The 26,689-nt window shown below is 57.5% G+C and carries 28 protein-coding genes, 1 tRNA gene and 1 pseudogene; 9 read left to right on the top strand and 21 right to left on the bottom strand.

The features are described from left to right. The first annotated feature begins 37 nt into the window (after nt 1-37). Nucleotides 38-1,045, top strand: coding sequence for an acrylyl-CoA reductase family protein (locus tag SH668x_RS18660; protein WP_437186576.1), 1,008 nt, complete (start codon nt 38-40; stop codon nt 1,043-1,045). A gap of 142 nt (nt 1,046-1,187) precedes the next feature. Here the strand turns inward: SH668x_RS18660 and msrA are convergent, their stop codons facing one another. Together msrA and SH668x_RS18650 are read right to left on the bottom strand one after the other, a co-directional pair. Then, nucleotides 1,188-1,742 carry a peptide-methionine (S)-S-oxide reductase MsrA gene (gene msrA, locus SH668x_RS18655; protein WP_437186575.1) on the bottom strand — a complete coding sequence of 185 codons (555 nt, stop codon included), beginning with the start codon at nt 1,740-1,742 and terminating at the stop codon, nt 1,188-1,190. A gap of 149 nt (nt 1,743-1,891) precedes the next feature. Further along, the gene (locus tag SH668x_RS18650) at nt 1,892-3,034 is read right to left on the bottom strand and encodes a serine hydrolase domain-containing protein (RefSeq protein WP_437186574.1); all 1,143 of its coding nucleotides are present in this window, start codon (nt 3,032-3,034) and stop codon (nt 1,892-1,894) included. A gap of 120 nt (nt 3,035-3,154) precedes the next feature. Here SH668x_RS18650 and gcvT point away from each other — a divergent pair, with 120 nt between their 5' ends. From gcvT to SH668x_RS18630, 4 genes are all read left to right on the top strand, one after another. Beyond that, nucleotides 3,155-4,243: a glycine cleavage system aminomethyltransferase GcvT gene (gene gcvT / locus SH668x_RS18645; protein WP_437186573.1), complete on the top strand. Its 1,089-nt coding sequence runs from the start codon at nt 3,155-3,157 to the stop codon at nt 4,241-4,243. Nucleotides 4,244-4,397: 154 nt separating this feature from the next. After that, entirely contained in the window at nt 4,398-5,111 is a 714-nt protein-coding gene (locus SH668x_RS18640) for a pyridoxine 5'-phosphate synthase (RefSeq protein WP_437186572.1), read from the top strand. A 248-nt stretch (nt 5,112-5,359) separates the two neighbouring features. Beyond that, nucleotides 5,360-5,569 (top strand): hypothetical protein, encoded by a 210-nt coding sequence (locus SH668x_RS18635; RefSeq protein WP_437186571.1) that lies wholly within the window; start codon nt 5,360-5,362, stop codon nt 5,567-5,569. 32 nt (nt 5,570-5,601) lie between these two features. Beyond that, nucleotides 5,602-5,688, top strand: a tRNA-Ser gene (locus SH668x_RS18630). A gap of 533 nt (nt 5,689-6,221) precedes the next feature. Here the strand turns inward: SH668x_RS18630 and SH668x_RS18625 are convergent. Then, a pseudogene (locus SH668x_RS18625) lies at nt 6,222-7,163 on the bottom strand (recombinase family protein); the annotation flags it as partial. A 160-nt stretch (nt 7,164-7,323) separates the two neighbouring features. Here SH668x_RS18625 and SH668x_RS18620 point away from each other — a divergent pair. From SH668x_RS18620 to arsB, 4 genes are read left to right on the top strand one after another with little or no spacing between them, the layout of a single operon-like run. Then, complete coding sequence (locus SH668x_RS18620; protein WP_437186570.1) at nt 7,324-7,740, top strand: ArsR/SmtB family transcription factor; 417 nt, start codon at nt 7,324-7,326, stop codon at nt 7,738-7,740. Then, nucleotides 7,727-8,182, top strand: a complete 456-nt coding sequence (locus tag SH668x_RS18615) for a DUF6428 family protein (protein WP_437186569.1) — start codon at nt 7,727-7,729, stop codon at nt 8,180-8,182. The genes SH668x_RS18620 and SH668x_RS18615 overlap by 14 nt, the downstream gene beginning before the upstream one ends. Nucleotides 8,183-8,214: 32 nt before the next feature. Then, nucleotides 8,215-8,631, top strand: coding sequence for an arsenate reductase ArsC (locus tag SH668x_RS18610; protein ID WP_437186568.1), 417 nt, complete (start codon nt 8,215-8,217; stop codon nt 8,629-8,631). Beyond that, nucleotides 8,628-9,725, top strand: coding sequence for an ACR3 family arsenite efflux transporter (gene arsB, locus SH668x_RS18605; protein ID WP_437186567.1), 1,098 nt, complete (start codon nt 8,628-8,630; stop codon nt 9,723-9,725). Before SH668x_RS18610 ends, arsB begins: the two co-directional genes overlap by 4 nt. Nucleotides 9,726-9,728: 3 nt before the next feature. On the opposite strand, the gene SH668x_RS18600 is transcribed toward arsB, so the two are convergent. The 18 genes from SH668x_RS18600 to mobF all read right to left on the bottom strand — a co-directional run bounded on the left by SH668x_RS18600 (nt 9,729) and on the right by mobF (nt 26,463). After that, complete coding sequence (locus SH668x_RS18600) at nt 9,729-9,953, bottom strand: hypothetical protein (RefSeq protein ID WP_437186566.1); 225 nt, start codon at nt 9,951-9,953, stop codon at nt 9,729-9,731. Between the two features lie 70 nt (nt 9,954-10,023). Beyond that, a complete protein-coding gene (locus tag SH668x_RS18595) occupies nt 10,024-10,290 on the bottom strand; it encodes a hypothetical protein (RefSeq protein ID WP_437186565.1) in 267 nt (88 codons plus the stop codon). Nucleotides 10,291-10,361: 71 nt separating this feature from the next. Beyond that, nucleotides 10,362-10,640 (bottom strand): hypothetical protein, encoded by a 279-nt coding sequence (locus SH668x_RS18590; protein WP_437186564.1) that lies wholly within the window; start codon nt 10,638-10,640, stop codon nt 10,362-10,364. 67 nt (nt 10,641-10,707) lie between these two features. After that, on the bottom strand, nt 10,708-11,235 hold the full coding sequence (locus tag SH668x_RS18585) for a hypothetical protein (RefSeq protein ID WP_437186563.1): 528 nt from the start codon (nt 11,233-11,235) through the stop codon (nt 10,708-10,710). Further along, the gene (locus tag SH668x_RS18580) at nt 11,168-11,545 is read right to left on the bottom strand and encodes a hypothetical protein (protein ID WP_437186562.1); all 378 of its coding nucleotides are present in this window, start codon (nt 11,543-11,545) and stop codon (nt 11,168-11,170) included. The genes SH668x_RS18585 and SH668x_RS18580 overlap by 68 nt, the downstream gene beginning before the upstream one ends. Next, the gene (locus SH668x_RS18575; protein ID WP_437186561.1) at nt 11,542-11,991 is read right to left on the bottom strand and encodes a hypothetical protein; all 450 of its coding nucleotides are present in this window, start codon (nt 11,989-11,991) and stop codon (nt 11,542-11,544) included. The genes SH668x_RS18580 and SH668x_RS18575 overlap by 4 nt, the downstream gene beginning before the upstream one ends. Before the next feature lie 30 nt (nt 11,992-12,021). Next, nucleotides 12,022-12,603: a hypothetical protein gene (locus SH668x_RS18570; protein WP_437186560.1), complete on the bottom strand. Its 582-nt coding sequence runs from the start codon at nt 12,601-12,603 to the stop codon at nt 12,022-12,024. A 48-nt stretch (nt 12,604-12,651) separates the two neighbouring features. Next, complete coding sequence (locus SH668x_RS18565) at nt 12,652-14,283, bottom strand: type IV secretory system conjugative DNA transfer family protein (RefSeq protein WP_437186559.1); 1,632 nt, start codon at nt 14,281-14,283, stop codon at nt 12,652-12,654. Further along, entirely contained in the window at nt 14,280-14,522 is a 243-nt protein-coding gene (locus tag SH668x_RS18560; protein ID WP_437186558.1) for a hypothetical protein, read from the bottom strand. The genes SH668x_RS18565 and SH668x_RS18560 overlap by 4 nt, the downstream gene beginning before the upstream one ends. Continuing rightward, complete coding sequence (locus SH668x_RS18555; protein ID WP_437186557.1) at nt 14,519-14,713, bottom strand: hypothetical protein; 195 nt, start codon at nt 14,711-14,713, stop codon at nt 14,519-14,521. Before SH668x_RS18555 ends, SH668x_RS18560 begins: the two co-directional genes overlap by 4 nt. 39 nt (nt 14,714-14,752) lie before the next feature. Beyond that, nucleotides 14,753-15,319, bottom strand: a complete 567-nt coding sequence (locus SH668x_RS18550) for a ParB/RepB/Spo0J family partition protein (protein ID WP_437186556.1) — start codon at nt 15,317-15,319, stop codon at nt 14,753-14,755. Nucleotides 15,320-15,375: 56 nt separating this feature from the next. Beyond that, nucleotides 15,376-16,866, bottom strand: a complete 1,491-nt coding sequence (locus SH668x_RS18545) for a hypothetical protein (RefSeq protein ID WP_437186555.1) — start codon at nt 16,864-16,866, stop codon at nt 15,376-15,378. Between the two features lie 879 nt (nt 16,867-17,745). After that, entirely contained in the window at nt 17,746-20,955 is a 3,210-nt protein-coding gene (locus SH668x_RS18540; RefSeq protein WP_437186554.1) for a hypothetical protein, read from the bottom strand. A gap of 520 nt (nt 20,956-21,475) precedes the next feature. Next, nucleotides 21,476-21,859 carry a type II toxin-antitoxin system VapC family toxin gene (locus tag SH668x_RS18535; RefSeq protein ID WP_437186553.1) on the bottom strand — a complete coding sequence of 128 codons (384 nt, stop codon included), beginning with the start codon at nt 21,857-21,859 and terminating at the stop codon, nt 21,476-21,478. Beyond that, nucleotides 21,852-22,112: an AbrB/MazE/SpoVT family DNA-binding domain-containing protein gene (locus SH668x_RS18530; RefSeq protein ID WP_437186552.1), complete on the bottom strand. Its 261-nt coding sequence runs from the start codon at nt 22,110-22,112 to the stop codon at nt 21,852-21,854. Before SH668x_RS18530 ends, SH668x_RS18535 begins: the two co-directional genes overlap by 8 nt. A 202-nt stretch (nt 22,113-22,314) precedes the next feature. Then, nucleotides 22,315-23,022, bottom strand: a complete 708-nt coding sequence (locus SH668x_RS18525; RefSeq protein WP_437186551.1) for a methyltransferase family protein — start codon at nt 23,020-23,022, stop codon at nt 22,315-22,317. Nucleotides 23,023-23,276: 254 nt separating this feature from the next. Further along, on the bottom strand, nt 23,277-23,783 hold the full coding sequence (locus tag SH668x_RS18520) for a hypothetical protein (protein ID WP_437186550.1): 507 nt from the start codon (nt 23,781-23,783) through the stop codon (nt 23,277-23,279). Next, entirely contained in the window at nt 23,773-26,463 is a 2,691-nt protein-coding gene (gene mobF, locus SH668x_RS18515; RefSeq protein WP_437186549.1) for a MobF family relaxase, read from the bottom strand. The genes SH668x_RS18520 and mobF overlap by 11 nt, the downstream gene beginning before the upstream one ends. Between the last annotated feature and the right edge of the window lie 226 nt (nt 26,464-26,689).

Raw genomic sequence — 26,689 nt, 5'->3', positions numbered from 1 at the left:
GATTCTCTGCCAGTCGAAGTGAAAGGATCTCCGAAACATGCCCGCCGATCGATTTTCCTGTTTTCTTGTGCGACAAAATGAACAGGGGAAAATTCACTCAGCTGTGGAAGAGAAATTCCGCAGTGAACTGCCTCAATCGGATGTCCTTTTACAGGTGGAGTACAGCTCGCTGAATTACAAAGACGCGATGGCTGCAACAGGCAATCCTGCGATCGCGAAGAATTTTCCTCACATTCCGGGGATTGATGCCGCTGGTATTGTGCTGGAGAGTCGAGACCCTCGCTATCGTCCCGGCGACCGTGTGATCGCGACTGGTCATGAGTTTGGAGTGGAACGTTGGGGGGGCTGGTCACAATATCTGACTGCACCAGCGAATTGGCTGGTCCCCCTGCCCGCCGGCATGACGACGCTTGAAGCAATGACATTCGGAACTGCAGGGTTCACTGCTGCTCAGTCTGTTCTGGCATTACTTCATCAGGGGATCACTCCGGACAAAGGACGGATTGTTGTTTCCGGAGCGACCGGCGGTGTCGGATGCCTCTCAGTAATGATCCTCAAGCATCTTGGCTTCGATGTCGTCGCTGTCTCAGGAAAACCAGAGCGTTCGGAATGGCTCAAATCATTGGGGGCCGCTGAAGTTGTTGGACGTCAGTTTCTTTCAGACAAGAGCGATCGCCCACTACTCAAAGGGGAGTTCGCTGGAGGGATCGATACGGTCGGTGGCTCAGTTCTGACGAATCTGTGTAAACGAATCGCACATCGGGGGTGTGTCGCCTGTTGTGGAATGGCAGGAGGCAATGTGCTGGGGCTGACCGTCTTCCCGTTTATCTTGCGCGGGCTGACTCTGACCGGGATTGATTCTGCCTGGTGCCCGGATGATTTGCGAGCAGGAATTTGGAAGCGACTGGCCAGTGATTGGAAACTCCCCAATCTACAGGATGTCAGGACTCTCGTTGGCCTCACGGAGCTGAATCAAGTTGTTGATGACATGCTTGGCAGTAGAAATGTGGGACGAGTCGTCGTCGATCTGACCTGTTCCGAATGACGTGGGCGAATACCGAGAATTCGATTCTTGATGTCGAATCGCGGGCCTGAACTACGTGATCAAGAATGGATGCTATGGTCCAATACAACGCTGCAAAGCGTCTTCGAAAATCGAGCTCGCCGATTGAACGTTGACAGGGGGATCAACTCTTCAGGTCGTCTTTGAATTTCTTGCGGAACTTCTCGACCTTCGGTTGCACAACCATCTGGCAATAGGGCTCTTCGCCGTGAAGTGCGAAATAATCCTTGTGATAGTCTTCCGCTGGATAGAACTCTGACTGCGGTTCAATAGTGGTGACGATGGGGGAATTGAAGACCTTCGCTTCTGTTAAGCTGCGAATCGAATTCTCCGCGATTTCCCGCTGACGCAGATTGTGGGGGAAGATGACGGAGCGATACTGCGTGCCCACGTCGTTCCCCTGACGATTCAATGTCGTCGGATCGTGTGTGGCAAAGAAGACTTCCAGTAGCGTTTCGTAGCTGATCCTGGTGGGATCGTAAGTCACCTGAATGACTTCTGCATGACCAGTGTCGCCAGTGCAAACCTGACGGTAGGTCGGGCTGACTGTGTGTCCACCTGTGTACCCGGACTCGACGTTCTTGACTCCGCGAAGGGATTTAAACACCGCCTCGGTACACCAGAAACATCCGCCTCCAAAAGTTGCGTGCTGAAGTGGTCCGGAGTGGGCTGTAGTCACGTTTGATGAACCTTCTCTCAGAAGTCGTGAAGAGTCTGAACTGAGGATATGACACATCTTCGCGATTTCATCAGGTGCAAACAAGCTAAAATCATCGAGTTTCAATCAGCGATGTTTCGTTGCACCAAGTCGATCGGACGGTTCAGGCATCAGTCTTCCCGAAATGCAGCAGCGATCAAATTGGAGAGTCGCACCAACGGTGAAGACTTCTCATCGAGTGCAGCAGTTGTGAGGATCACCACGCCAATCTGTCGTTTTAGGTCAATCCAGAATACCGTTCCAGAGGCTCCCCAATGACCCGCGATTTCCGGACCGAGGAGATCACAGAACACGCTCCGATGTTCCTTCCAGTTCAACCTCCACCCGAGTCCCCAGCCACGTGTCCGGATTTCGGAATCCGTGATGTTTGGGAAATCTCCGAGACGATTGCCGATCGCCTCGCGGACAGTTGAAGGAGCAAACAGGCGAGACTCAACAGGAATTTCCGAGGCTGCCAGTATAGAGTGAAGGAATCGACTGACATCGTTTGTGGAAGCGAATGCGCCCCCCCAGGGAGCGCCGAGCGATCGCCAGTAAGGACTGTTCCAATTCCAGGTGACTCCATTTGCATGCGCAGCAGGGACTCGCACTTCAGCGATGCGATCTGTCACATCGGCCCCCGCTGTGATCCCCAGATAGGAATCAGTCATTCCCAGAGGAGTGAATACTTCGTTCATGAGGAACTGGGAGCAGGTCAGGCCCGTCACCCGCTCGATGATCTCGCCGAGTAGAGTGAATCCCATACTTTGATACTGCGCTGTTCGTCCCGGAGGAAAATTCAGCTCAGCCTCGAGCGTCTCCGCAACAAATTTCTTGAGTGACGCCCCTGATTGGCGCAGCTCCAAGTTATTCGGAAGCGTGTCCGGAAGACCGGAAGTATGGGTTAGCAGGTGTTTTACAGTCAGCGGACGTTTCGCGGGGTCTTGAATTCCTGAAATCAGACTGTTGACCGGTTGATTCAAAGAGAGTTGACCTCGCTCAACCAACAGCATCACCCCCATCGCAACGATCGGCTTGGTGAGTGAAGCGAGCAGATACAATGTGCGATCATCGACAGGCTGATAGGAACTCAGTCGGGTTGATCCAAAGTGGTAGGCTCCGGTCGTTAGCCCTCGACGTTGCACTTCTAACGAGATTGCTGGGACAGCCCCTGAGACCTGAAGACTCGATGCCAGCTCCAGAACTTTTTCCCAGCGTGAGAGGGAAATTCCCAGCAACTCTGGCGGAGCAATTTGAAGGTCAGGCAAGGACATGGGGCCCCGTCAAAAAAAGAATCTACCGCTGGCTTGAGAATTGTTTCACGGCTACGATGATATTCAGAAAAATACCGCATCGTGCAATGGTGAATACTTATCTCAGTTTATGGACAGGCAATGTTACAAACAGCTCTGCACGATTGGCACGCTTCGCATGGTGGGCGAATGGTCGATTTCGCTGGATGGCACATGCCGATTCAATATACATCGATTGTCGAAGAACACCACGCAGTGCGACAGCACGCAGGTCTCTTTGATATCAGTCATATGGGGCGTGTCTGGTTCTCCGGACCCGGAGCGACTGAGTTTCTCAATCTGATTCTGACCAATGATGTGTCCAAAATGCATCCCGGTCAGATTCGATACTCACTCGTCTGCCGCGAAGATGGCGGCATCTTGGACGACGTCTTGATCTATCGCTTCGCTGAAAAGTATTTACTGGTTGTGAATGGGGCGAATCGCGAAAAGATTCTTGGCTGGATCGAAAAGCACCGCGCCGGTTACGACGTGCAGATCGAAGACTCGACTCTTGCGACCACGATGATTGCCATTCAGGGGCCACAAGCCGAAGAACTTTTGCAGCCATTTGTCGAAGCGGAACTGGGACAGATCAAGTATTACTACGGCGTCGAGACTCGAGCATTCGGTGTCCCTGCTGTCATCAGTCGAACGGGATACACAGGCGAAGATGGATTCGAGCTGAGTGTCGACAATGCGTCCGGCGTCGCTGCATGGGAGCAACTCATTCAAGCAGGTGTTGCGATCGGTCTGGTGCCCTGCGGACTTGGATGCCGTGACACTCTTCGACTCGAAGCGGCGATGCCGCTGTATGGTCACGAGATGGACGAGTCGGTGAATCCACTGACTTCAGGCCTGGCGTTCGGCGTGAAACTGGATAAGAGCAACTTCATCGGGAAAGAGGCTCTCGCTGCCGTTGCTACGCAGCCAGACCTTCCGAAGAGAATCGGATTGAAACTTTCCGGAAAGCGGATCGCTCGGCAAGGTGCAGAAATTTACTCCGGAGATCTAAAGCTCGGCGACATCACCTCGGGAACGTTTTCTCCAACACTGCAGGAGTCGCTCGCGATGGGATATGTGCCGGCGTCACATGCAACACCGGGTAAGGAAGTCGAAATCGACATTCGAGGAAAACGTGAAACAGCAACCGTCGTCGCGTTGCCGTTCTACAAGCGAGCGAAAAAGTAGCGCCCGGCAGCTTGCCGCATTGAGTTTAGGAAATTCTGATTCGCCGTTTCTGGTCTCCCCATTGTTGGGAAATTTTGACTGGAACGGCTTTTTGACTGAAGGTGGGTTTCGGCGCCGAAAGTCCGCTTCAGTCCAAAGATTGAGCTGATCAAAAATGGCAAAACTGGGTGTGAACATAGATCATGTCGCGACGATCCGTCAGGCGCGGCGAACGATCGAGCCTGATCCGGTCTGGGCAGCCGCTTTGGCAGAACTTGCAGGAGCGGATGGCATTACAGTCCATCTACGTGAGGACAGGCGGCATATTCAGGACCGCGATCTTCGCATCCTCCGAGACACCGTTCAGGTGAAGCTCAATCTTGAGATGGCAGCGGAAGAGTCGATCACTCGGATTGCGCTCGACGTGCGACCTCCTCAATGCACACTCGTTCCAGAGAAGCGGGAAGAGGTCACGACGGAAGGGGGACTCGACGTCATTCGCAATCACGACCGGGTTGCAAGATGTGTCGACCAACTTCTCGAAGCAGGGATCGAAGTGAGTCTCTTCATCGATCCCGATCCAGCTCAGATCGAAGCGTCAAAGAATCTGGGAGCTCAGGCAATTGAATTACACACAGGAAAGTATGCCGACTCAGCGACACCTGAATCGCAGGCGGAAGAGCTTGCGATCCTGACAGATGCAGGCAAGTTCGCGGTCGAACAGGGGCTGTTGCTGCACATGGGACATGGTCTCACGTACCGAAACGTTGTTCCGGTAGCACGTATTCCATCAACTTGCGAATTGAACATCGGGCACAGCATTGTTGCACGAGCGGTGATGGTGGGCTTCGAACGTGCTGTCCGCGAAATGAAGGCTCTCATTTCCTGAGCATCACGACTTATTCGTTCGTCGGGCGCCAGGATTCAGTGAGAAGTTGGCGGCATATCGAATCAAATAGCTCGAATGCCAGTCCCAATTTCAAACTGATTCCAATTGACAATATCCACGGAAAAAGGCGATTCTCCGCGAAGATTGACCGTCTGGTCCTTCCACCATTGAACAGAATGCCGTCACCTGCAAGAATACGCGGCTCGAAACCAATACCCGGTCGATGTACCGATTTGAAAGAGACACCAATGCCACTCAAGCAACCTGAACTCCAGAATCAGCTCGAACGCGCAAAGGCAGCATTGAGCCGCGTTGAAGCCGGCTTGGGCGAGCAGACTCCGAAAAAAAATCCGGACTGGCGCAAAGCAAACTCCCGCGTTCAACAGATCGAAGAGCGTCTAAACAGCCGCAACGTTCGCGCTGGTGCCGGATCAGCTGACGCTGAAGCAGCCGAATAGTTTCATTGAGTTTCCCTTCGGGGACGCTCGACGGAGAGATGGCAGAGCGGCCGATTGTGCAGCACTGGAAATGCTGTGTGTCAGAGATGGCACCGGGGGTTCGAATCCCCCTCTCTCCGCTTGTTTCTAGAAACCGCCCTTCGACGAGGACGTCGAAGGGCTTTCTCATTTCTGGGCAAAGGGTTACGTTGTCAAGGACACAGTTCAAACAGACGATTTCGAGCAATCGGCGTTTCGTAACGTAATCTGCGGTAAGCCATTGCTCTTTCAGGGTTTGCGAGAGTTCAAACACTTTTGCCGCCAACTCGGCCGTTTCGTCGTGGGAGCGGTCCAGCACGTCGAGTTGCAGCTTGATCGACGCCAGCCGGTCGCGTAGCTGCGTGTGCTTCTTGGCGAAGACTTCCTGGTCGATGTCATCGGCCAGCCGCATGTTGAGCAGGCGGTCCTGCTGCTGGATGATGAGCGTTTCCTGACGGGTCAGTTCGGCCCGTTGAGCGCGGCTGTCGGCTTGGGCGTCGCGGGTCTGGGAAGCCAGCACCATGCGGAACCAGTCACGGACGGAGGCGTCCTCGACTTTCATCTTGTCGAACAGAGCCAGCACCTGAACTTCGATGTCCGCTTCCTTCACCCGGATGCGGGGATGGTCGCCCTTGGCGTAGCGGGCACAGCGGTAGTAGATGTGTTCGTTGACGCCACCATCTTTCCGCTTCTTCCTAACCAGCTCGCCAGTAACGGGATGGCCACAATGGCCGCAGGTCATGAACTGGCCGGCATAGGTCAGGGTCGTGGCGTGGTGCGTACTTCCGCCAAGCAACGCCTGCACCCGGTTCCAGGTGGCCCGGTCGATCAGCGGTTCATGCTTGCCGGGATACCATTGGCCCTTGTGCTGGATTTCACCGATGTAGCACCGATCCTTGAGCATCGTGTGGATCGAGGTGCGGGGGAACCTGGGCTGCGATGGGCGGTACACTCGGCCTTCGGCGTTGATCTTCTCAACGACACCATCGAGCGTCAGGTTCTCGTAGGCATAGAGATGGAACATCCGCTTGACGTTGTCTGATTCCAGTGGATCGGTTTCGATGACACCCCGGCCATCCTTGCGGATATTGCGATAGCCGTAGGGAGCTGGGCCACAAAACCAGCCTTCCTTCACGCGACGGGCGATCCCTTCGCGGACATCGACCGACATCTGTTCGGTGTAGAAGCTCGCCATGTTGGCGAGCGTCCGCCGCATCATGCGACCGGCGGGCGTGTTCTCGGTTGGTTGCGAAATGGAGATGAACGGCAGGTTGTATTCCGATTCCAGCCGTTCGAGTTCGACGTAATCGAACAGGTTCCGGGAGGCACGATCCACTTTGTAGAACAGCAGCCCATCGAGAGCGAAGGCGTTCTTCTTGGCGTAGGCGAGCAGTTCGCGGAACGTCTTGCGCTGCTCGCCCTTGCTGGCCGTCTCGGCGATCTTGAAGAACTTGACGATCTCCCCACCCGCCTGCGTTGCATAACGGCGGAGGGCTTCCTCCTGCACTTCGAGCGAAAAGCCTTCGCGTTCCTGTTCCCGACTGCTAACACGGGCCAATGCGGCGAACTGTTTCATAGCTGATTTCTCCGAACTGATGCCGGGAAGAAGAACCGATCTTGGAAGTCATTCTACCGAGTTCCCTTGGTTTCAGGGATGTGCGGCGAGTGCTATCGCTGTGACATTGACTACGCCACTATTCCACGATATTGTGTTTTAGTGTATCGAAAGGACAGCTATGACGCCACCCAAATCCCGCCGGTCGCCGACATCGCCTTTGAAGACGCGCAAGCTGATGACGCCGATCCAGGCGGGTGGACTTGCGGCCGTGTTCAAAGTGCTGGCGAATGACACGCGCCTGCGGCTCCTGCACGCCCTCATCCGCGAGGATGAGCTATGCGTGACCGACCTCGCGGCTGCCGTGGGGATGAAGCCGCAAGCCGTGTCGAATCAACTTCAGCGGCTTTCCGGTCTGGGCATCCTGTCGTCCCGACGGGATGGGAACAACATCCTGTACCGCGTTGTGGATATCTGCGTGTCCGGGCTGATCGAACAGGGCTGGTGCCTGACGGAAGCGGCGGGCGATCGCTCCCCGCTGACCGACCGCGCCGCTCGATGCTGTAATATCGAAGGAGAAGACTGTGAGACTCAATGAATTCCTCAATGTCCTGACCGACAATCCCTCGGCGGCGATCCATTTGATGTTGCCGGATGGGTCATTCGCTCCGGCCCATTTCCACGTCACGGAGGTTGGGCGGGTCCACAAGGACTTCATCGACTGCGGCGGAACGGTTCGATCCGCCACCGCTTGTGTGCTGCAAGTTTGGGTCGCCGGTGACACGGAACATCGGCTCGACACCTCGAAGCTAGCCCGTATCCTGCGACTCGCCGCCCCATTGCTCAAGACCACCGACTTGCCCGTGGAAATTGAGTACGAGTCCGAGGTCTTGTCGCAGTATCCGCTCGCTACGACTGAAATTATTCCGTCCGGTCTTCTCTTGCATCTGGGGAACAAGCACACCGCCTGCCTGGCGGAAGACCGGTGCGGTATTGCGCCAGTCGAATCGGGTTGTTGCGCAACCCCTGGTTGCTGTTGACCCCGTTCTTTGAATTGAGCCAGGAGTGCCGTATGGGAAACTACCAACTGGTCCTTTTCGTTTGCGTCGAAAACTCGAACCGCAGCCAGATGGCCGAAGCGTTCGCCCACATCCACAGCAACGGGAGCATCGAGGCGCATAGCGCCGGATCGAGGCCATCGGGCCGGGTCAATCCGCGTGCCGTCGAGTTCATGCGGGAAATCGGGTACGACCTGACGACTCATACGTCGAAGTCGCTCGACGAGTTCAACGGCCGGGAAGTTGAAGTTGCGGTGACGATGGGCTGCGGGGATGAATGCCCATTGGTTCGAGCCAAACGGCGGGAGGAATGGCAGATTCCTGATCCGAAGGAGATGCTGCCGGAGCAATACCGCGAAGTCCGCGATCTGATCGAGCGAAAGGTGAAGGAACTGCTGACATCGCTGAACGTGGAAAGGAGCCAGGGATGAGTGCCTCGGAAGCAGGCACGTCCCCCGTTGCTGCCGAAGCAGTGCCGAAGATGATGAACTCGTTCGAGCGTTACCTGACCGTCTGGGTCGGTTTGTGCATGGTCGCAGGTGTCCTGATTGGTCGCGCATTGCCGGGCTTTACCGAAAGTCTTCGGGGAATGGAGTTCGGGGCTGGAAGCCAGATCAATGCCCCCATCGCGGTGCTGATTTGGCTGATGATCGTACCGATGATGATGAAGATTGATTTCTCTTCGCTGGCCGGGGTTACCCGACGGCCGAAAGGGTTACTCGTCACACTGTTCGTGAACTGGCTGGTCAAGCCGTTCAGCATGTTCGCGTTGGGATGGCTGTTCTTTCAGGTCATCTTCCAGTCGATCATCGGGGAGGAACTGGCGAAGCAGTACACGGCGGGGGTGATCATCCTCGCCGCCGCCCCCTGTACGGCAATGGTGTTCGTCTGGAGCTACCTCACGGACGGCGATCCCGCTTACACCCTGATACAAGTAGCGGTCAACGACCTCATCATGCTCGTGCTGTTCGCCCCCATCGTCGGGTTGCTGGTTGGGGTATCCGGACTGGCGGTTCCCTTTCATGTGTTGCTCACGGCGGTCGCGGTGTTCATCGTTGTCCCGCTTGCCGGTGGCGCGGCACTCCGAACGGTTCTGATCCGCAGCAAGGGACGCGCCTGGTTCGAGATGTCGTTCATGCCACGGTTTCAACCATTCGCGGTGACAGCGCTGCTCGGCACGCTGGTGCTGATCTTCGCTTTTCAGGCCGACAACATTCTCGATCATCCGCTGCATGTCGCCCTGATCGCCGTTCCGATTCTGTTGCAGGTGTATTTCAATTCCTCCCTCACCTACGGACTGATGTGGCTGCTGCGCGTCCCGCACAACATCGCCGCGCCGGGAGCGTTGATCGGAGCCAGCAACTTCTTTGAACTGGCGGTGGCAACGGCCATCGCGCTGTACGGCCCCGAATCGGGGGCGGCCTTGGCGACTGTCGTGGGCGTACTGGTCGAAGTGCCCGTCATGCTTTCCGTCTGCGCGGCTTGCAATCGAACGAAGGCATGGTTTCCGGAATACGGTGCCTAGCATTTAAGCCTTCCGATCCGTTGACAGTGCATCGAACAAAAGCCCCGCACTGCGGATGATTTCGATGGCATCATCAACCGTCAGCGGCGTCTTGTAATACGGCTGCCAGGTGCAAACGGTCGCTTCGATCAGCTCCGGCGTGATCCAGTCCGGTGTCCCGGCCGGAAGGACGAGCCGTGTGGCTTCCTCCGGTTTCTGGCAATCGGATTGTCGATTGCTGCGGGACATGGGAACCAAAACTTTCGTGAAAGAGAGAGAAATCAAGTCAACAATGATGGAACAAGGAAGTTCGGCTGGCTTAGTTCTGTCTGGGGTGTCGAAGCCCTTCTCGCCGGAAGCGTTCGAGTTCGGTGTGGGCAATCGCCCAGGCGGCATGTGCCCCTCGCCCGCTGGCCTTCTTGTTGGCCTCGATCCGGCCCAGGCGGCACCATTGGCGACAGGTGAATTCGCTACGGCCAACGATGTGGGCAAATTCCTCGACCGTGTACCACTCCCGCTCTTGCTGTCCCTGAACCAGCACGGCCAGCATCGCTTCAATGCGTGTCAGTCGGTCTTCAATTGTCATGGCCGTCATCTCCTCGCAGTGCGGGCAGGTGTGTGCCCCGCCCGCACTGCGTTTGGGGATGGTGTCGATCTCTACCGTTCATGCCCCCGGTCGCGTTCGCGCGACCGGCGTTGCTCAAGCTGTTCGTCGAGCCTTCTGTCGGACTCGTCCTCGTAGCGGACGCCCTTTTCCCAGAGCGGACGTTGTGCAGCGTCATCGCGCCATTCCCGAAGGAGTTGTTGCATCTCCGCGTGCGTCAGGTGGTCTTCATCCCGGAACAAGTGTTCGGTTCCAGAAGCGATCTCGACCGGTTTCAACAGGTCGGGCTTCGACAACTCCTCGTTGGTCAGCTTCCAGTCTTCATCTTTCATCGATCACCTCGCTTAGTTGAAAATGCGGGGGAGCAGATGCTCCCCCTGGAAGTCAGAGAAACCAAACTCACGCCTTGTGCTTGCCGCCAAACATGACGGCCAGCATGGCACCGACAACGACCAGCAAGCCGCCCAAAAACGTCGTGGCCATTGCGTTGCTGGTCTTCTGGTCGACGTTGGCCTTCAGGCCGCCGAGTTGCCCCGGCAGCCTGAGTTCGACGGGCGTCGTACCCTTGGACAATGAATGTGCTTCCTGACTGGAAGTCACGATCACGCCGTTGGCATGGACCGGGTGTTCCATGAGCGGAGGGCTGTCGTCGATACGGGCCAATGCCGTGGGTACCGTTGCCGTGGGTGATGGAATCGTGACCATCTCCGGGCAGCGGAAACACTGGAAGGACGAACCGGCGGCTTCGCTATCCGCGATGATCGGACAGCCGCAGTTCTGACAGTAAAATTTGACCTGAGTGTGCATGATGAACCATTCCTTTCGGGTGAGAGAAATCAAAACCTGGGAAAGCTGCTGACTACCTTCCGAGTAGCCAACGCCTGAGATAATGCTTGGCAACTGCACCTGCCGCCTTACCTGCCACATGCTTGGCCACCTTCATGGCCATGTCGCCTCCACTCTTTTGAGGCGGCGGAGTACCGGGCATGACGGGTTGTGGTTCCATCGCTTCCATGGCGATGACGCGGCCATCCTTCTCGGACATAGCGATGCCCGGCGTGATGGCCGGTGGCTCCGCTGCGGACAAGCGGTTGGCTTCCTCTTGGCGCTTTTCGCGGTCCTTATTCACCTTTCTGGCAATCAACGCCACGGGCGCAAGCACCATGACCGTCACAAAGATGAGGAAGCCCCACACGAGAAGTTGAAGCTGGATGATTAACCAGTCGAAATCGCTCATCGTTCCACCCCTCTTTCTTGTTGGGATTCCTGGGCACGGGAGACGTACCGCTGAAGTTCGGACTCGTCACTGATGGCTTGCTCATCCGCCGGGCCATAAAATCGCGGTGATTTCAAGCTCTGCTGCTGCGCTTGCTCCGGGTCGGGCGTGACGTACTGTTGAAGCTCGGCATCAGCGGGCAGGGCCTGGTCTTGCGAGTGGTCATAGTTCCCATGCACCGTGCCGAGATCCTGATTGATCATGTACTGCGTGGGATTGCCGGGCGTTCCCGGTTCGGCGGCATGTTCGGGTCGCCCGAAGAACGACTCATGCACGCTGGAACGCACGTCCTTGACCATCTCGCGGCCCATTGCCGCAAGCTGACCGGATAGGGACGGCTGGGATTCCAGCCATTCCCGGCGTTTGGCCAGCATCTGCTGCCACAGGGGTGTCTGTTCTGAAGACATGACAAAACCTCCTTTCAGGTTGGGGAGAAGTTAGAAGCGGCCGGATTTGTATTTCTCGGCCAGGTAGCGCTGTTCCAACTCGGCGTCCTGCATGGCTTGCAGACGACGCTTTGTGGACTCAACGATCACGGCCTCGGTGAACAGGATCGAGGCGAATCCGGCCATGATGAACAAGCCGAACGGCTTGTCGAACTGGGCGATCACCCCGCCGATGGCCAGGCACAGGAAGGCATCGACACCCTTGGCGTTCAGTTCCGACATACGCGGGAACAGACGTTTGGAGAGCCAGGGGTAGCCGTTGTAATAACTGTGAATGATGACCCCGCGTCGCCAGTTCACGAACTGCCGGACCCGCTGGCAGATCACCGCCAGAATCCAGAGCAGAAAGAACGGGAACATCGCGTAGCACTGGGCGAAGCTGCCATAGCCCAGAATCAGGACGAAGGTCACTAACCCGTGAATCCCGATTCCCTCTCGGCCAAAATCGGTTCGCAGGAAGACCGTAAGAGCCAAGGCATGGGCGTGGGACAGGAAATTGGCCGTATTGAAGCTGGCCGCCATTGTCAGCCGGTCGCCCGGCGGCGGGGCTTGAGGTGGTGAGTGCGGAAACATGGGAGCCTCCTTTCGAGGTTGAAGAAACACAACACAGGGGAATCAGCCTTAGCCCTTTTGGCTGAAGCTGGTGGCCAGATAATTCTGGCCATCGGCGAACGGTTCGCCGCTACGGATCACGAAGCAGTCGCACAGGAAATCGTTGGCCGCGCCCCCGGTCCTCAAGTTGTGCATGAAGCTCTTGGCCTGAAGTGTGGACTCGTAATGGGAGCTGTAGTTGCCGCTATAGCGGCTGCGGCCCATCAACTCGTCGAAGGAACTGTCGGAGGGCGTCGTCGAACCACCGGTAAAGGTCTGGAGCGACTTGCCGATCAGGGCGCTGGCCCAGTTGGCCGTTTCTACGTCACCCAAGGCGTGCAGAACCTTATGGCTGAACCCGGCCAGCAGGCTGTCCGCCTGATGTCGTCCCTTCTCGCCCGATAGTGCCGCATAGAAATTACTGAGCGACTGCGAGAGAAAGACCTGACAGCCGCGATGGCTGCGGCATTGCGTGATGAAGTGGGCATCAAAGCTGCTGACGAACTGGTGCGCCTCGTCCGCCCAGACCGTGACGATGTTGGAATCCGGCCGGGCAACTCGCCTCAAAACGGCGCGCTGGACTAAATATTTCCATCCGGCTGAAATAAATAGACCGATGTCGCCCCACTCCGATGGGGCCATGTCGACAAGTATCCATTTGCCTACAAACAGATCGTCGGGGGTGACGTTGGACGTGGTGCTGCAAATTTCTCTAACTAAGCCGGTATTAAAAACATGGAGAATTCCCATCACACCGGTGAGAATGGACGATCTTGTTTTTTCGGCGGTGGACGGAAACTCGGAAGTCCAGTAGGTGTGTGCCAGTTCGTAATCATGCTGCTCCAGCGGCGTCTTGGGAGAAGCGTGAGCAGCACGCAATACCTGGTTGTGAAAGCCATCGAGCCAGGTTTGCTTGTGGAAATCCTCCTGCGACATGGCCGCTGTGGAGATGAACCGTTGCAGGTCAGGAGCCGTGAACGGCCCCATTGCCAGCTTGACCATCTCGATGGCGTTGTAGAGGAGCCGTTCCTGCTCGCGGTTCCAAAAGTCGGCGTCTTCGCGGCCATTGGTATCGCTGGAACGCAGGCTCTCGCCGATCGTCATCAGCGTCTTGGTGATATTGCGAGTGTGACCACCACCCTGGTTCATCTCATAGGCAAGAAAGTTGAACCGAAGCGGTTGATCCGGGGCAAAAATCAGCAGATCGTCCTGACGTCCTGCTTTGGCGAATGCCTCCTGCCACATCGCCCGGTCTTCCCCAGGCTTGGCGGCCAAGATTACGCCCCCACTGCCAGGACAATTGATAATCGCCTGGGCCAGCGCCTTGCCGGAAGAAGTCGTCTTACCGCTGCCGGTCCGGCCCCAGACGCTGACGCCTCCACTTAATAAATCACGGACGGTGAAGGCGTTGTCCTCGTTCCAATGCAGCAGTACGCGGTCGAGAAGGTCCGTCGATGTGGACGGCTTAGGACGGGGTGCCAGTTGCTTCCGGATGTTGCCAAGCGCCGCATGAGCCATGAGTCCCACGCCGCCAAGGCCACCCACCAGGATGCGTAGCTCGTCATTCGGATCGCCGCGTTCCGCCAGAAAGGCAGCCATGCAGAGGAGCATCAGGCCGATAAGGGTCTGGATCGTTCGTCGAAGGGAGAATTCGGGGTTCATTGGTCATTGCCTTTCTTGTCTTGAGTGTCCATTTCTTCTAGAGGTTTGGGGCGAGTGAAAAAATCACTGATGCATTCGCTGGCGGCATGGATCATCAACAAGACCAGGACGATCCCCAGCGATATCAAATGCTGGTCGCCACCCGGTTCTTCACGTTCTGCAATGACGGCGAGCAGCGTGATGCCGGCAAAGGCGGTGAAGATCTCGATCAGTTGGCTGAGAGAGAGTTTGCGATTCATCGCGCACCTCCCTGTTTCGCCTTGTCCCGCATGATTGAGGCGAAAGTACGGGCATCGAGTGACTGCTCGCGGGCCTTGCGGGCTTCCTTCTGGGCTTCGGCCAATGACTCGATGAAGTCATCGAGCGAGAGTTCGGCTCCGGAGACAGTGATCGAGACACCCGACGACAACGGGCAGAGGATGCGTTTCACCCGCACTTGCGGCGTGTTGGACGTCTTGTGTTTGCGGACTTATCCAGCAAGACCATCGCGTGACGCGCCGGTCAACGCGAGTTGCAGTAACTCTGCCTGCTGTTCTGGAGGAGCCTTGGCAATCTCGTACACCGACGTGATCCCGACCTGCCCGGCTTCCAACGCCTTCAAGACCGTTGGAATCGCTTTGCTCGGCGACCGGTATTTCGTGATGGTCGGTTCGCTGAGATGGAGGTGGGCAGCCAACTCCTTGTTTGTCCAGTCGGGATTGAGCCGCACCAGTTCCTCACACGCCTGGAACTTCTCGAAGTCGCTGAGGTCGGCGCGGTGAATGTTCTCCGTGATTTGCAGAATCTTGACCTGTGTCTCCGTCAGCGATTCGTCGATGATGGTGACCAGAAGTTCCGTGAGCCCCGCTTTGCGAGCCGCCCGCAGCCTGCGATGGCCCAGAATCAGCGTTCCATCGGCAAAGGCCATGACCGGTTGCAATTGGCCCTCTGACTTCAAGGACTCGGACAGTTCCCGATCCTTCTCGTCGTCAACTTGCTCTCGCACTTGCTTGTTGGTCTTGAACCAGTCGATCAGCTTCTTTGTCTGAATTGCCATGACTTGCTCTCCTTGTGTTCGCGTGGTGGGTTTCTGAAAAGTCCGTCACATCCGTCTCACTCGTCATCGCCGAGACGGTCGGCGGCGGGGTCGTACTCCAGGGAGATCAGGCGGGCCGTGGCCCGCCTGACCTTGCTGACCCGCACCCCGTTGCGGGCCAGCGAATCGCCGAGATGCTTGAGCTGGCGGCCGAGGGCCATCGGCGTGTCCGGCCAGAACTCCGGCGATTGCCGGATCTGGTTGGCCTTGGCGGTCTCGTGCAGCCGCTGAAGCAGGTTCGTGGCGTCCCCCTGCCAGCGCCGCACCTGCCGGGCGAACAGGAGGAGTGTCAGGGCCAGCGTGTTGTCGAAGGCTCCGCGTTTCTGGCGGGCTTCGGCCTGGGCAAAAGCTTCGTCGAATTGCGCCGACGTGCCGCCGAGGACTTCCGCCACCGCCCGCCCCATCAGGTGAAAGTCCGCCATGCGGCTGAGACCTTCGCGGCTCACCGTCGGCATGACAGAGAGCACCCGCGACAGCGTGGTCAGGAGCGCCCCCAGCAGCCGGGGTCGGGCTTCCATGAACGCACTTTCGACCTGTTCGAGCACTTGCCGACGTTCCGGCGGCAGGCGTTCGACATCGAGGATCAGCGCCCGGTCAAGAAAGTCCGGGCGGTTAGTCGGCAGCCGCAGGCCGTTGAGGATGATGGCTCGCTTGAACGACAGGATGAACTCGTCGGCATCGGTATAGAGCTTGCGTCGGGCAATCCCCCGGCCCGTGACTGCCTGGCAGAACAGGTCGGCTTCCTGCGGCGTCATGCCATCGGTGTTGTCGAACACCGGCACGGCGTGTTTATCAAAGACCAGCGGTAGGTCTGTCCGGGCATCCCGTCCCAGCAGCTCCACGCGGGAGGGATCGAGCAGACGACGCATGAACGCGGAAAATGTGCTCTTGGCCGAGCCGTGCGGTCCCACCAACGTGAGGATGGGACGGGGAATCGGCATATGAGCCGTGACCAGCCAAGCCATCAGCAGCAGGCGGTCACCGTCCGACGCAAGCGGCGGCAGGTAGTTCCACAGTTCCTGCATGTCGCCGCCATGCTCCGGTGTCGGCAGTTCCCATTGATGGGCAAACCGACGGAACAGGCTCGGTGGATCTTCCTCGATGCTCCAGCCTTCTGGTGTGACCCGCACCGCCCGCCAGAGGTCGTCACACAGGTCGATCCGCAGGATCTGCTGCTGGGCATCCCACGCGCTGCGGTTAAAAAGTTCCTGCCGTTCCTCGTCCGCCAGGGCGGTCAGGATCGCGATCATTTCCCGCAGGACACTTTGTTTGGGGATTCCGCCATGACGATGAAAGATTCTCATCAGGGCATTGCGAAACGCCTTGCTCGCCAGTCGATACGTCTCGTAGTGGCCCCGGACCGGCACCCGTGCCCACTCCACGCCATGCTGATCGGTAAACAAGGTCAGTCCGAGCTTCTCAACCCATTGGGGATAGCGAGGGACTTCCGGCTGCGGTTGTTCCTCCCGCCCGTTTTCCACTTCAGGTTGTTGCAGTGGCGTGTTCATATTGCTGATCCCCTTGTTGTGAAAGAGTTTTGGGCTGTCATCGTCGGAAGTGTCATGACCGTCATGGGCTTCTCTCGGCGCGTACTTTCCACGCAGACGCCGGGGGCGATGGTTTGAAATGATTCAGGAAGCGCAGGCGTGACTACTGGGATGGGTGGCTAACGGCCCATGGCCCGACACATCACGATCAGGGAAGGATTAAGGCGGTGGCCCAGCCCCAAAAGGGCGAAACATGGTCCGCGAGAGGTGTTCGGAGTGCAAAAATGCCCCAAACACGGTCCTCAAAATTCCCCGAAACACTGAAAACAATGCGATTTGCGGTGAAATACGGGTATCCGAGCCGAATTGAGGCCCTTCCGGTGCGTCCTGGTTCTTTTCATCATTCGGCTGGAACCTGTCGATCCCGATGCGATCCGCAACGTGTTCATCGGAACCAATGGCACGATGTACCTTGTTCTTGACGATACTGATGTCGTCATGCACGCTCGTGACAACATTTAAGTTTTGAAAGTGCATGACCGCCTCGCTATATTGCTCACAGGCTTGGGTTCGTGTGCCATCAGCACGGCTGAAGTTTGTTACAGCCATGCGACTGTGTTGTGTGCCAACCAAGCCTTGTGTGCTTTTCAACTCGTTACTGCCCTGATGTCGCAATAGCGCTCTGTTTCGGGCAGGGCGGCTTCAGCAACTCAGGCAATGCCCGGCTGACATAAAGCAAGGTTCCACTTTGGGAGTCGTATCTCCCAAGTGGGACGGATTCCAGTGGAACAAAGAGACGCAACCCAATTACTGGATGGCGTTTGCAGAGCAAAAAAGATTTTTGATTTTGCTGGGCCAGAGGGGGCCGAAGTGGGACACCCCCCCAGCCGAGTGGGACGATCAATCCGTCTCCCACTCCACCGAAGAGTCAGGCCGGTAGCAGAAATGCAAGGGGTGTTGCTCGGATGACGTGCAGTGGTCGAAATGCCCCAGGTCAGCGTCGGGGATGCCGTTCTCCTGCATCCGCTTTTTTAATTCGTTCACGGCTCGCGTGAGATGCTGTTGAGCATTGTTCATCAACTTCTTCATCTCGGGGTTATCACGTCGCTCGATCTCGTAGGTGAGTTCCTCCACCTGGAGTTCGTACTTTCGGCACTCCTGCTCATCCTCGTTCTTTTCCACAGCGCGCGCCAGACTGTCTTTGGCGGTCTTCAGCAGTGTTTTTAGACGCGATATCTTGTAGTTTGCAAACTGCCCGCCTTTTCTGAACCGGTCTTCGGATTCCCGCTTTCTCTCGATGGTCTTCTGCTGGAACCGGTATGCCGCGCGGGCATCGGGCGCTAAATCTCGGACGAAACAAGGCTGGCCCGGATGACAAATCAGCGTGTGCAGGTATTCCAGCCCGGTCAGAAATTGCCAGTTTGAGCCGAGGTCCACTCCGTCGAAAATGATTGAGAACCCCGGCTTGGCTTTGGGGCCGCGACGTGCCGGTGGAATCTTACGGAACACGAACTGGCCATTCAGTCGACTTTCGCCTGCCAGTCGTAACTCCCGCCGGACCTCCCCCAGCCCCTCGTCCACAAAGATTTCATCGAGCAAAAGGCCGACATTCGCGGCGACGAATTCGGGAACTGTCCCCTCAATGGTGGCAGGACGAATCAGCACATAGGGCCGGGTTCCGCCAGGCGGGCTGAAGTGGGCTTCGAGAACGACCTCCTGTTTCCCTCGCTTCCACACCACTCGGTTGCGGAAGCAGTGGCCCGCTCGCGTATCGATGGCCCGGTATTGCTGGGCGATGAACCGCAGCACCACCTTCTCAGGCAGAAATTCCGCCGAATACCGCCACCCCTCCCGCACAATCTCGTCGTCAGGCAGACGAGCAGTTTCCAGCAGGTCGGGAACCAGAATACCCGGCTCATGCGGGCTATCGAAGATAATGCGGCACGCCTTCATCAGTTCCAGAACCCGGCCCCGGTCTTCCTCGGTGAACGCCGTGCGGTCATACAGATCGGTTCCGCGCGGGTTACCCGATCGGACAACCAGTACCTCTTGAACCTGACAGTCGGTCAGGAAACCCGTCTGTGCCTCCCGTGGAGCCGCCCGCCAAAGCAGGTCGTACACCGGGCGTTTGACCCACTCCGGGTTGAACACCAACTCCTTGAGTCCCCAGGGATTCCTGCGCACGATTTCCGGTATATTGCCGACCCAATGGACGGCACCGAGGTTATTGAGAAGTTCGAGAGCGATGCGCCTTAACTCCTTACCACGATCCAAAATCGTCAGTTCACTCGACCAACCAGACAACAATTCGTCACGAACGAGATAAGGCCGTGGATGATCGTCATGGATCGTGTTGGGCTTTAACCTGTGGACATTCGAGGTGTCGGCCGGTGGGAAGAAAGAGTTCTCGATGGATTTCTTCACACTATGGCAGGCCAGCGGTACTGGAGCCTGAAGTCCCGGCACCTGATCGAGATGGTCGCCGATGGCAGACACTACCTCGTCCGCTGCGGCTTTATGCCGGTTCCAGATCACCGCGTTGCTGGAACGGGCAAGGCTTCGCGACCAGCCCAGCCCGCGAATGACCCGAACGACGTTGGCCCCAAACCAATCACGACGCTCGGCGGCTTGAAGAGCGGCTTCGAGCTGTTCCTTGTTGGCCACCGCCGCTGATTCGTCATTGCGGGTAATGACGATGACCACCGGAGCCTTCTTCCCATTCGTATTGCGGCCATACCAGGCAATCATTCGCAACCAGTAGTTCAGTCGGTTGGATTCCGATCCTTCACCATTGGCGGGCCGATCTGCCGCGAGGACCAACAGGTAAAAGCACCGTTCCCCGCCCAGAAAAAAGCGGTGAGCAGAGTGGAGGTGACTTTGCCCGCCAAAATCCCAGACCCGAAGGCGAAGCTGAGGGTTATTGTGGGATTGTCGGATCACATGGCCATCTGGCAGTGTGGCCGTGTATTGCGTGTAGTCCACACTCTGGGTCGGTTCCAACCGCCCGTCGTGGTAATCGAGGCCATCGTTCTCAAAAATCCGGCGCCGCAAGTGTGACTTGCCGACCCGCCCCTGGCCGAGCAGAAGCAGTTTGATTTCAGTCAGCGGGCGGCGGGGACCGGCATTGACCCCTTGCAGCCAAGCCAGGATAGCCGAGGCATCTCCTTCGCAGACATATTGGAACGGTACTTCAAAGACGGTGAAGTTTATCCAGAGCCGGTCGAGTTGGGGCAAGGCGTAGAGAGGCTCTAAAGACGTGAGGCTGGAACACATCGTGAGGTCCAGTTCAGCGAGCTTCGACAGCCCGGCCAGCGGCTCCAGACGGCTAACGCGGGAGCAGGCATAGAGGCTCAGGTCTGTCAACTGCGTCAGGTTGGCCAGCGGCTTCAGGTCCGCTAGGAAATGACAACCAGACAGGTCCAGTTCTTCGAGTTCGCGCAACCCCGCCAGAAACGAGAAATCGGTCGGTTGACGGCATTGCGACAGTTCCTGTTCGAGTTGGCGAACGAAATCGCCCGACGGTTCCCATTGAGACGTGTCCGGGGACTTTCCGAGTCGTAGCACTCTCAAATGAGTCAAGCCTGACAGGGGGCGATAATCCGAGACCGCCACGCACCGGGTCAGGTCCAGTGTCGTGAGAGACCGCAGGTCTGCCAGCGGTTCCAGATGTTGGACCTTCTTGCAGTACGGCAGACTCAGACGTGCGAGGGCAGACAGGTTGGCCAGCGGGGCCAGGTCAGTGACCGACACGCAGTGGTTGAGGTGGAGTTCCTGGAGTTTGACCAGCAAGGAGAGCGGGCTGACATCCTGGAGCCGGATCGCACCGGAGAGATCGAGCGATTGCAGGTTGGTCAGCGCGGCGACCGGGGACAGGTCCGTGAAGGTCGGCTTCACCGTTGTCAGCCGCCCACCGACCGAAACCGGCCTGCTGGTTCCCAGCAACAGACGCTGCAAGCCGTTCAGAGTTTCCAGTTCACGTGGCAAAGCGTCGAGGGCCAGGTCGCTGAGGTTGAGCGTCGTCTGGCCGCTGGCCGCCGCCTCACGGATGCGGCGGAGCGCTTCGTTGCGACTTCCGTCGGGGAATTCGATGACCTTGTCGCCCTTTGACATTGATGATTTGTTCCTGACGTTCTTTCATGCTCCGTGTGGTCGCTGGCACGTTACCCCACATTTCGTGCATGGTTCAACAAGTATATGATGCGGTGATGGCCCTCCAGATGGCCGGTCATGCCGCATCGTGTCCCCATCACGAGAAACCAATCTCGGTTTAAGCGGTTTTGGGGAGGCCCACGTTGACCAGACGGCCCACGCCGGATTCCACGATTATTATGACGCAATCCCAATGGGGGAGCACCCCCGTACCGTCAAGGATCAGGCCGGGCGACCGATACGGCCCCTCCCCGATCTTCCGCGCTTGCAAAGCCTCGCTTGTGCAGACCGGGTGCCCCTCCGCACCGTTCGTCCTGGACGGCACTCCCCCCCGGACATCAATGGGCTTTCGCTCCCCCTTCCGCCGAAAAACGCTATTCGCGTTTCGCGGAGGGGGATTCATTAAGAATTTCGACCTGGAAGGCTCCCGTGGGTCGCTGTGAAAGCCTGATTAAACAGCGTTCCGCAACCCGAAAACCGGTCAACGAATCTGCACGATTTCGACATCGATTGGCAACGCCGTCCACCTTCGATCGGCCGTGACGACGATCGCCTTTTGTGACATCCCGAGTGCCAGACAGACACAGTCGCCCAGAGAAAGCCCCTGTCCTCGCGTGATGTTATGGAGCGAAGCGGTCAGTATCGCTTGCCCGTTGTCAAAGGGAATGATAGGAATTTGAAGCCGCTGGATCTGATGAGATGCGGCATGCAGAGCAGCTCCCTGCCGGGCGAGCTGGCTGTAGGTTTCCGCCAGGTTGACAGCCGACATGACACATCGGGAAAGCACCGGAACAACCTTCTCGCCACCAGGTTCCTGGTGAAGAAAGGCCAGCAGGGCCGAGGCATCCAGAACCGCGCTAGCCACGGTCCTCCTGTACGGCTTCCTCGATGCGATCGCGGATCAACGCATCCGAAAGCACGACATCCTGAGGGATCGCAGCCAGGAAGAACTCCTGGACTTCACGAACGACCGCTGACAGCGGACGAACCATGATGCCCGTCTCGATGACTTCGAGAACTACGGGTGTTCCTGGTTCCATGCCGAACTGTTGGCACAACTCAGCCGGAATGGCAACTCGGCGTCCCTGGCCAATTTTGGAATGAATGACATGATTCATAAATGTTGCCCACCTTGGCAGTGTGACCTTTCTCTTTGAGACTGCCACGGATTCGCTGAATTGTCAACAACGATGAAGAATGGCGTAATACTCTGGGAGAACTGCCTGAAATTGACTGAGAACTATCCTGACATGTATCAGGTAATATCCAATCTATTTTACTGACAGGGAAAGAACGGGCGCCGTGACCTGTCCTCAATAATCAGGGTACGGTCAGTATGGTAAGGGCGAGGCCACTGAGCCGCAATTCGCACAGGGCTTCCAGAATCGGGATACATAGAAAGAACAGTGAACCGTCAATCATGGTTCGAAGGACAAAATACGGCTTTGTGCCAAGTTCTTCAGGATTGTCCCATTTTCTGAGTTTAGGAATCCATCGCGGGACGGACCGCAGGTACTGCCGATAACGAACGCCAAACTTGCGGTGCAGATACACTTCTTCTCTTGCCACTGTGGCGGAGTAGTACGCCGCAAACGCCAGAGAAATGAAAGTGGTAAGCACAATACTGGCAGTCAAAAGCGCAAGGCCGACTGCGGCGATGAACGATCCAACGTAGAGCGGGTTGCGAACGATCGAGAACGGTCCCCAAGTGACCAATTCATCATTCTTCCGACCGCCAACGTAAAGAGACGCGAAGACGCGGATCGATACGCCAAGCGGCACCAAGATGTGGCCAGCCCAGTCCATGGTTCTGTGCGGCCAACTATATTCCGGCCAGAGCGGAGACGTAGCGAGCACGACAGGCACAAACGCAGCAAGGAACAAGCGGGTATGCTTGATGCGAGCCTTGAGCAATATGCCTCTCTCGGGCACAGTGGAGATGATCGAATCATCCTTTCTCTTTGATGTCAGCATGATAGCTTCGCCAGCAGCCCCTTTCTCAAACCCACTCCGTGTTGAATATGCCACGCAGAATTCACCGAGGGCATTTTTGGTGTTATGCCACGGTATGAGAGACCGCGCAATGAGAATCAGATGCCGAATGAAATCAGGCTATCCATTAAAGGCTGGAACATGAGCGGCTAACCAGTCACGAACAGCTTGCGGCGAGTCCAATTTCAACACCTATCTCGTGTAGTTCAACAAGTAGTGTTCTGGCTGATACCGGCCTCTCGAGCTGGAGATATATCTCCTTCCCGATTTTATACACCATATTTGTCGACCTATAAGAACATGGGTGCATTCTGCGTGAGCCATTCCGTGAGCACCGCCCGCGTCTCAAACTCGCCAATCACGATACTGTCGATGGTCGGCCCATTTTCACCGGTCTGGCAGATGTCCTCTTCGCTCATCTCACGTACCCAGAGGACACGATGGCGTTGCAGTCCTGCCCGGATCAGGTCGATGCCGGTCTCCTCGATGGGGCGGTTGAGATTGCTCCCCCGGATCAGCACCAGATAGACCAGATCGCCGGAGAATTTGAGCAGCAGGCCCGCCGAGGGATCGAACTTCACGGTGCCCAGCCAGTTGTAGGGGAACCAGACGCTGTTGCCGCTGGCCAGGCGGAATTCGATGGCATCGGCCCGATCCCGAATGCCGCGCAGGAACCCAAACGCGGCGCACGCCCCCTCGCCGCCATCCGGCGGATGGGGACCGCCACCCGCGATCTTGCCTGCCAGATGCGGATTGGCCTGGAGCCGATTTTGATGCGTGGTGCCGTTATCGAGCATGATCGTGTTCCCTGTTCGGAGTTATTTCCTGTGACGGAACCGACTTGGCCATTTCCGGCACGACGGGATGACGCCACCCCAACCGGCGATTGGCGAAGACTTCGGCGGAGGATCTCCCAGCAGGATTGTTCAGCGAATCGACCAGTTCCGTGGCGGTCAGCGACTGACCCGCCCGCGTCGCCGCCTTGATCAGTTCCTCTTGATCGTCGGTAAAAATCACCGCCTGCTCCTTGCCGCGCGTGATGGCCACATACGCCGTCCGCTGATCGGTCGCCTTGAATGACTCGCTGTTGATGGCGATGAACACCTTGTTGACCGTCGTTCCCTGACTCGCATGGCTGGTGGTGACGTAACCGTGGGCGATGTGGCCGAAGTCGCCGTCGATCACCCAGCCGTCATTGACCTTGATGTCACCGTGCGGCGTGAAACCATCGACGGTAAACAGAGCGCCGTTACTCAAACGATGTTCGCCATCTTTGGTCGTCCCGCCAGCGGTGATGCGAATACGGTCGCCAATGGCGAGCGGAAGTGGTTTGGGACGATAGACCTCAAACCGCTCCACCTGTTCAATGGGCGGTTTTGTTTCCTCATCCACGACCAGCCGCGTCCCTTTGGCAAACCCCGTGGCGTTCTGGTGGAACTGGACCAGGTCGCCCGGTTCGTATTCGGTGATGTCGGTTTTCTGAGCGTCGGTCAGGTGCGCCGGCACATAAGCGGTGACGACCCGCTCCTCCGAGAGCGCTCCATCCGCTTTCATGGCCGTGCGGATCGCCTCTGTCACCTTGGCCGCTTCGGCGTGCATGGGGGACACGACCAGGGCGGTTTTCGGTTTGCCTTCCTTCGTGCGTTCCTTCACCGCGTCCAGATACGCCGCAGCGAGCTGTTGGTAGCGTTCCTCATCATCCACCTGCCTGATCCATTTGAGATCATCCAGTTGCTCGAAGGCGTGGCCAACCCGTCCTTCACTCAGGTCCTTGGCGATTTGCTTATACTTGCCGCTCTGCCGCTGGATTTCCGTGACCTCGGCCACAGGCAGGCCCGCCCGGTCTTCGAGCAACTTCAGCGGTTCGCCCGCCGTCACGCTCTTATGCTGCCGCCGGTCGCCGACCAGCACGACGCGGGCGTTGACGGTCTCGGCCACCGTGAACACCGCGAGCATATCCCGCGTGCCAAGTTGGCTCGCTTCATCGACGAGGATGACGCCATCTTTGGCCGACTGCTGCATTTCGATGTCTTTCAGGAATCTGGCGACCGTATCGGCAGTGTCAAACCCCGCATCCTGCCGTAGCACCTCGCGGCTGGCTTTCACCGATTGGGCCAGGGCCACAACCGGTTTTCCGGCGTCTGCCAAGGCTTCGCCGAGTTCCTGTTCCAGCGTGGTCTTACCGGTCCCGGCGACGCCGCGAATGACCATCACGCGGTCGCGGGAACCCAGCACATGCCGCACGGCGGCTTGCTGTTCCTCGTTGAGCCAATTGCGGGCCATCTTTCGTTTCGGGTCGCCGAGCGGTCGGCAGCGGCCCCGACCGTCGCGGGCAAAGTCCACGAGCTTCGATTCCAGGGCGAGCATCTCGCGTGTCGTCGCCATGTCGCGGCCTTCGACGTGGCTGCGAATCAGAGGGCGGGTAGAGAGTTCCTTGGCAACGGCATCCACCGTCACGCTACCCAAGCCTCGTTTCAATGCTTCGGTCATCAGCTTGCGCTCGGGCACGACCGCCTCACGCACAAAACTATGTTTGATGGCGTGAGCGACCGCCGTGCGTTCGCCCGGCTCGGGGCGAACCGGCTTGATCTCCCGGCGGTACACCTCGGCGATCCAGTCCTGTTCATCCTGCGTCAGGCGAGATTTCCATTCCTTCTGGAGTTCGGGCATGCTGAGATTCTTGCCCTTATGCTCGCGGGTCTCGGCACCAAGTTCTGCTTTGCGGTCGGGATTGGTGATTCCCTTTTCCTGGGCGATCTGCTCGATCAATTCCGTCCGTCGCGAGAACCGGCTGAGGATGTCCTTGGGAATTCCGGCGATCTCGAAATCGTCTCGTTTGCGGACGACGCCATACCCCATGTCTTGCAGATGATTGGCCAACCGGACACGGAACGCCGCCTGGAAGTACGGGGCATCGCGTTTGAGTTCGCGAAACTGGCCCGCCTTCCAGCGATTCTCCTCCTGATCGAAGGTGCTGTTGAAGACGAAACAATGGGCGTGAAGCTGCGGATCGGGGATTCCATCGACCGGGCGCGAGGTGGTATGGATGAACTCGGCCCAAACCATGTTGCCGGTCGTGCGGTTCTCATCCCGTCCCTCCGTGCGGACGCGGGTTTTCATTTCCGCTTCCATTTCCCGCATCGTCTCTTGGGTGGCGGAGCGAAATGCGTCGAGAATCTCCTGATCGCCATGCAGGGCATACAGCAGTGATACGGACTTGGGCACCGAGAATGTGAAATCATAGCCAACCGTGCGTTCCGTGCGGGTACGGACGGTCAGCGGCTGGCCGGTACGGGGATCAAGGTTGTCGCAGAGTTGCTCAAAGGCTTGCTTGCCGACTGCGCCAGACAGGCCGAGCCGTTCGGCCCCTTTGCCACCCCACTGGCCGACCAGTTCCTGACCGTCAATGTAATAGTCGGCCGTGGCGTAATAACGCTTGGCTCCGGCGGCACTGTTCTGTTGCGAGACGCGAATCATGCCTCATTTTATCATGACACAGATTCGTTAACGCTTCCTTAACTACAATGTGCTCTCTGGCTCTGAGAGCCGATTTGCGAGATTTTTGCATGTTGCAATGTCACTGCAACATGGTTGTGTTGTCACCGCCACAAGACTCGTTGTGGTTGATTTTTCAGAGATTTTTCGGCCAATCGCTGCCTGATTGTCCCAGACAGTTGGAATTCGGCGGACGGTGTGCATCCAT

It is taken from the genome of Planctomicrobium mucosum (genome assembly GCF_051466335.1).
GTDB lineage: Bacteria > Planctomycetota > Planctomycetia > Planctomycetales > Planctomycetaceae > Planctomicrobium.
The sequence above is the reverse complement of the archived record's forward strand: the minus strand, read 5'-3'. Positions and strand labels throughout refer to the sequence as shown.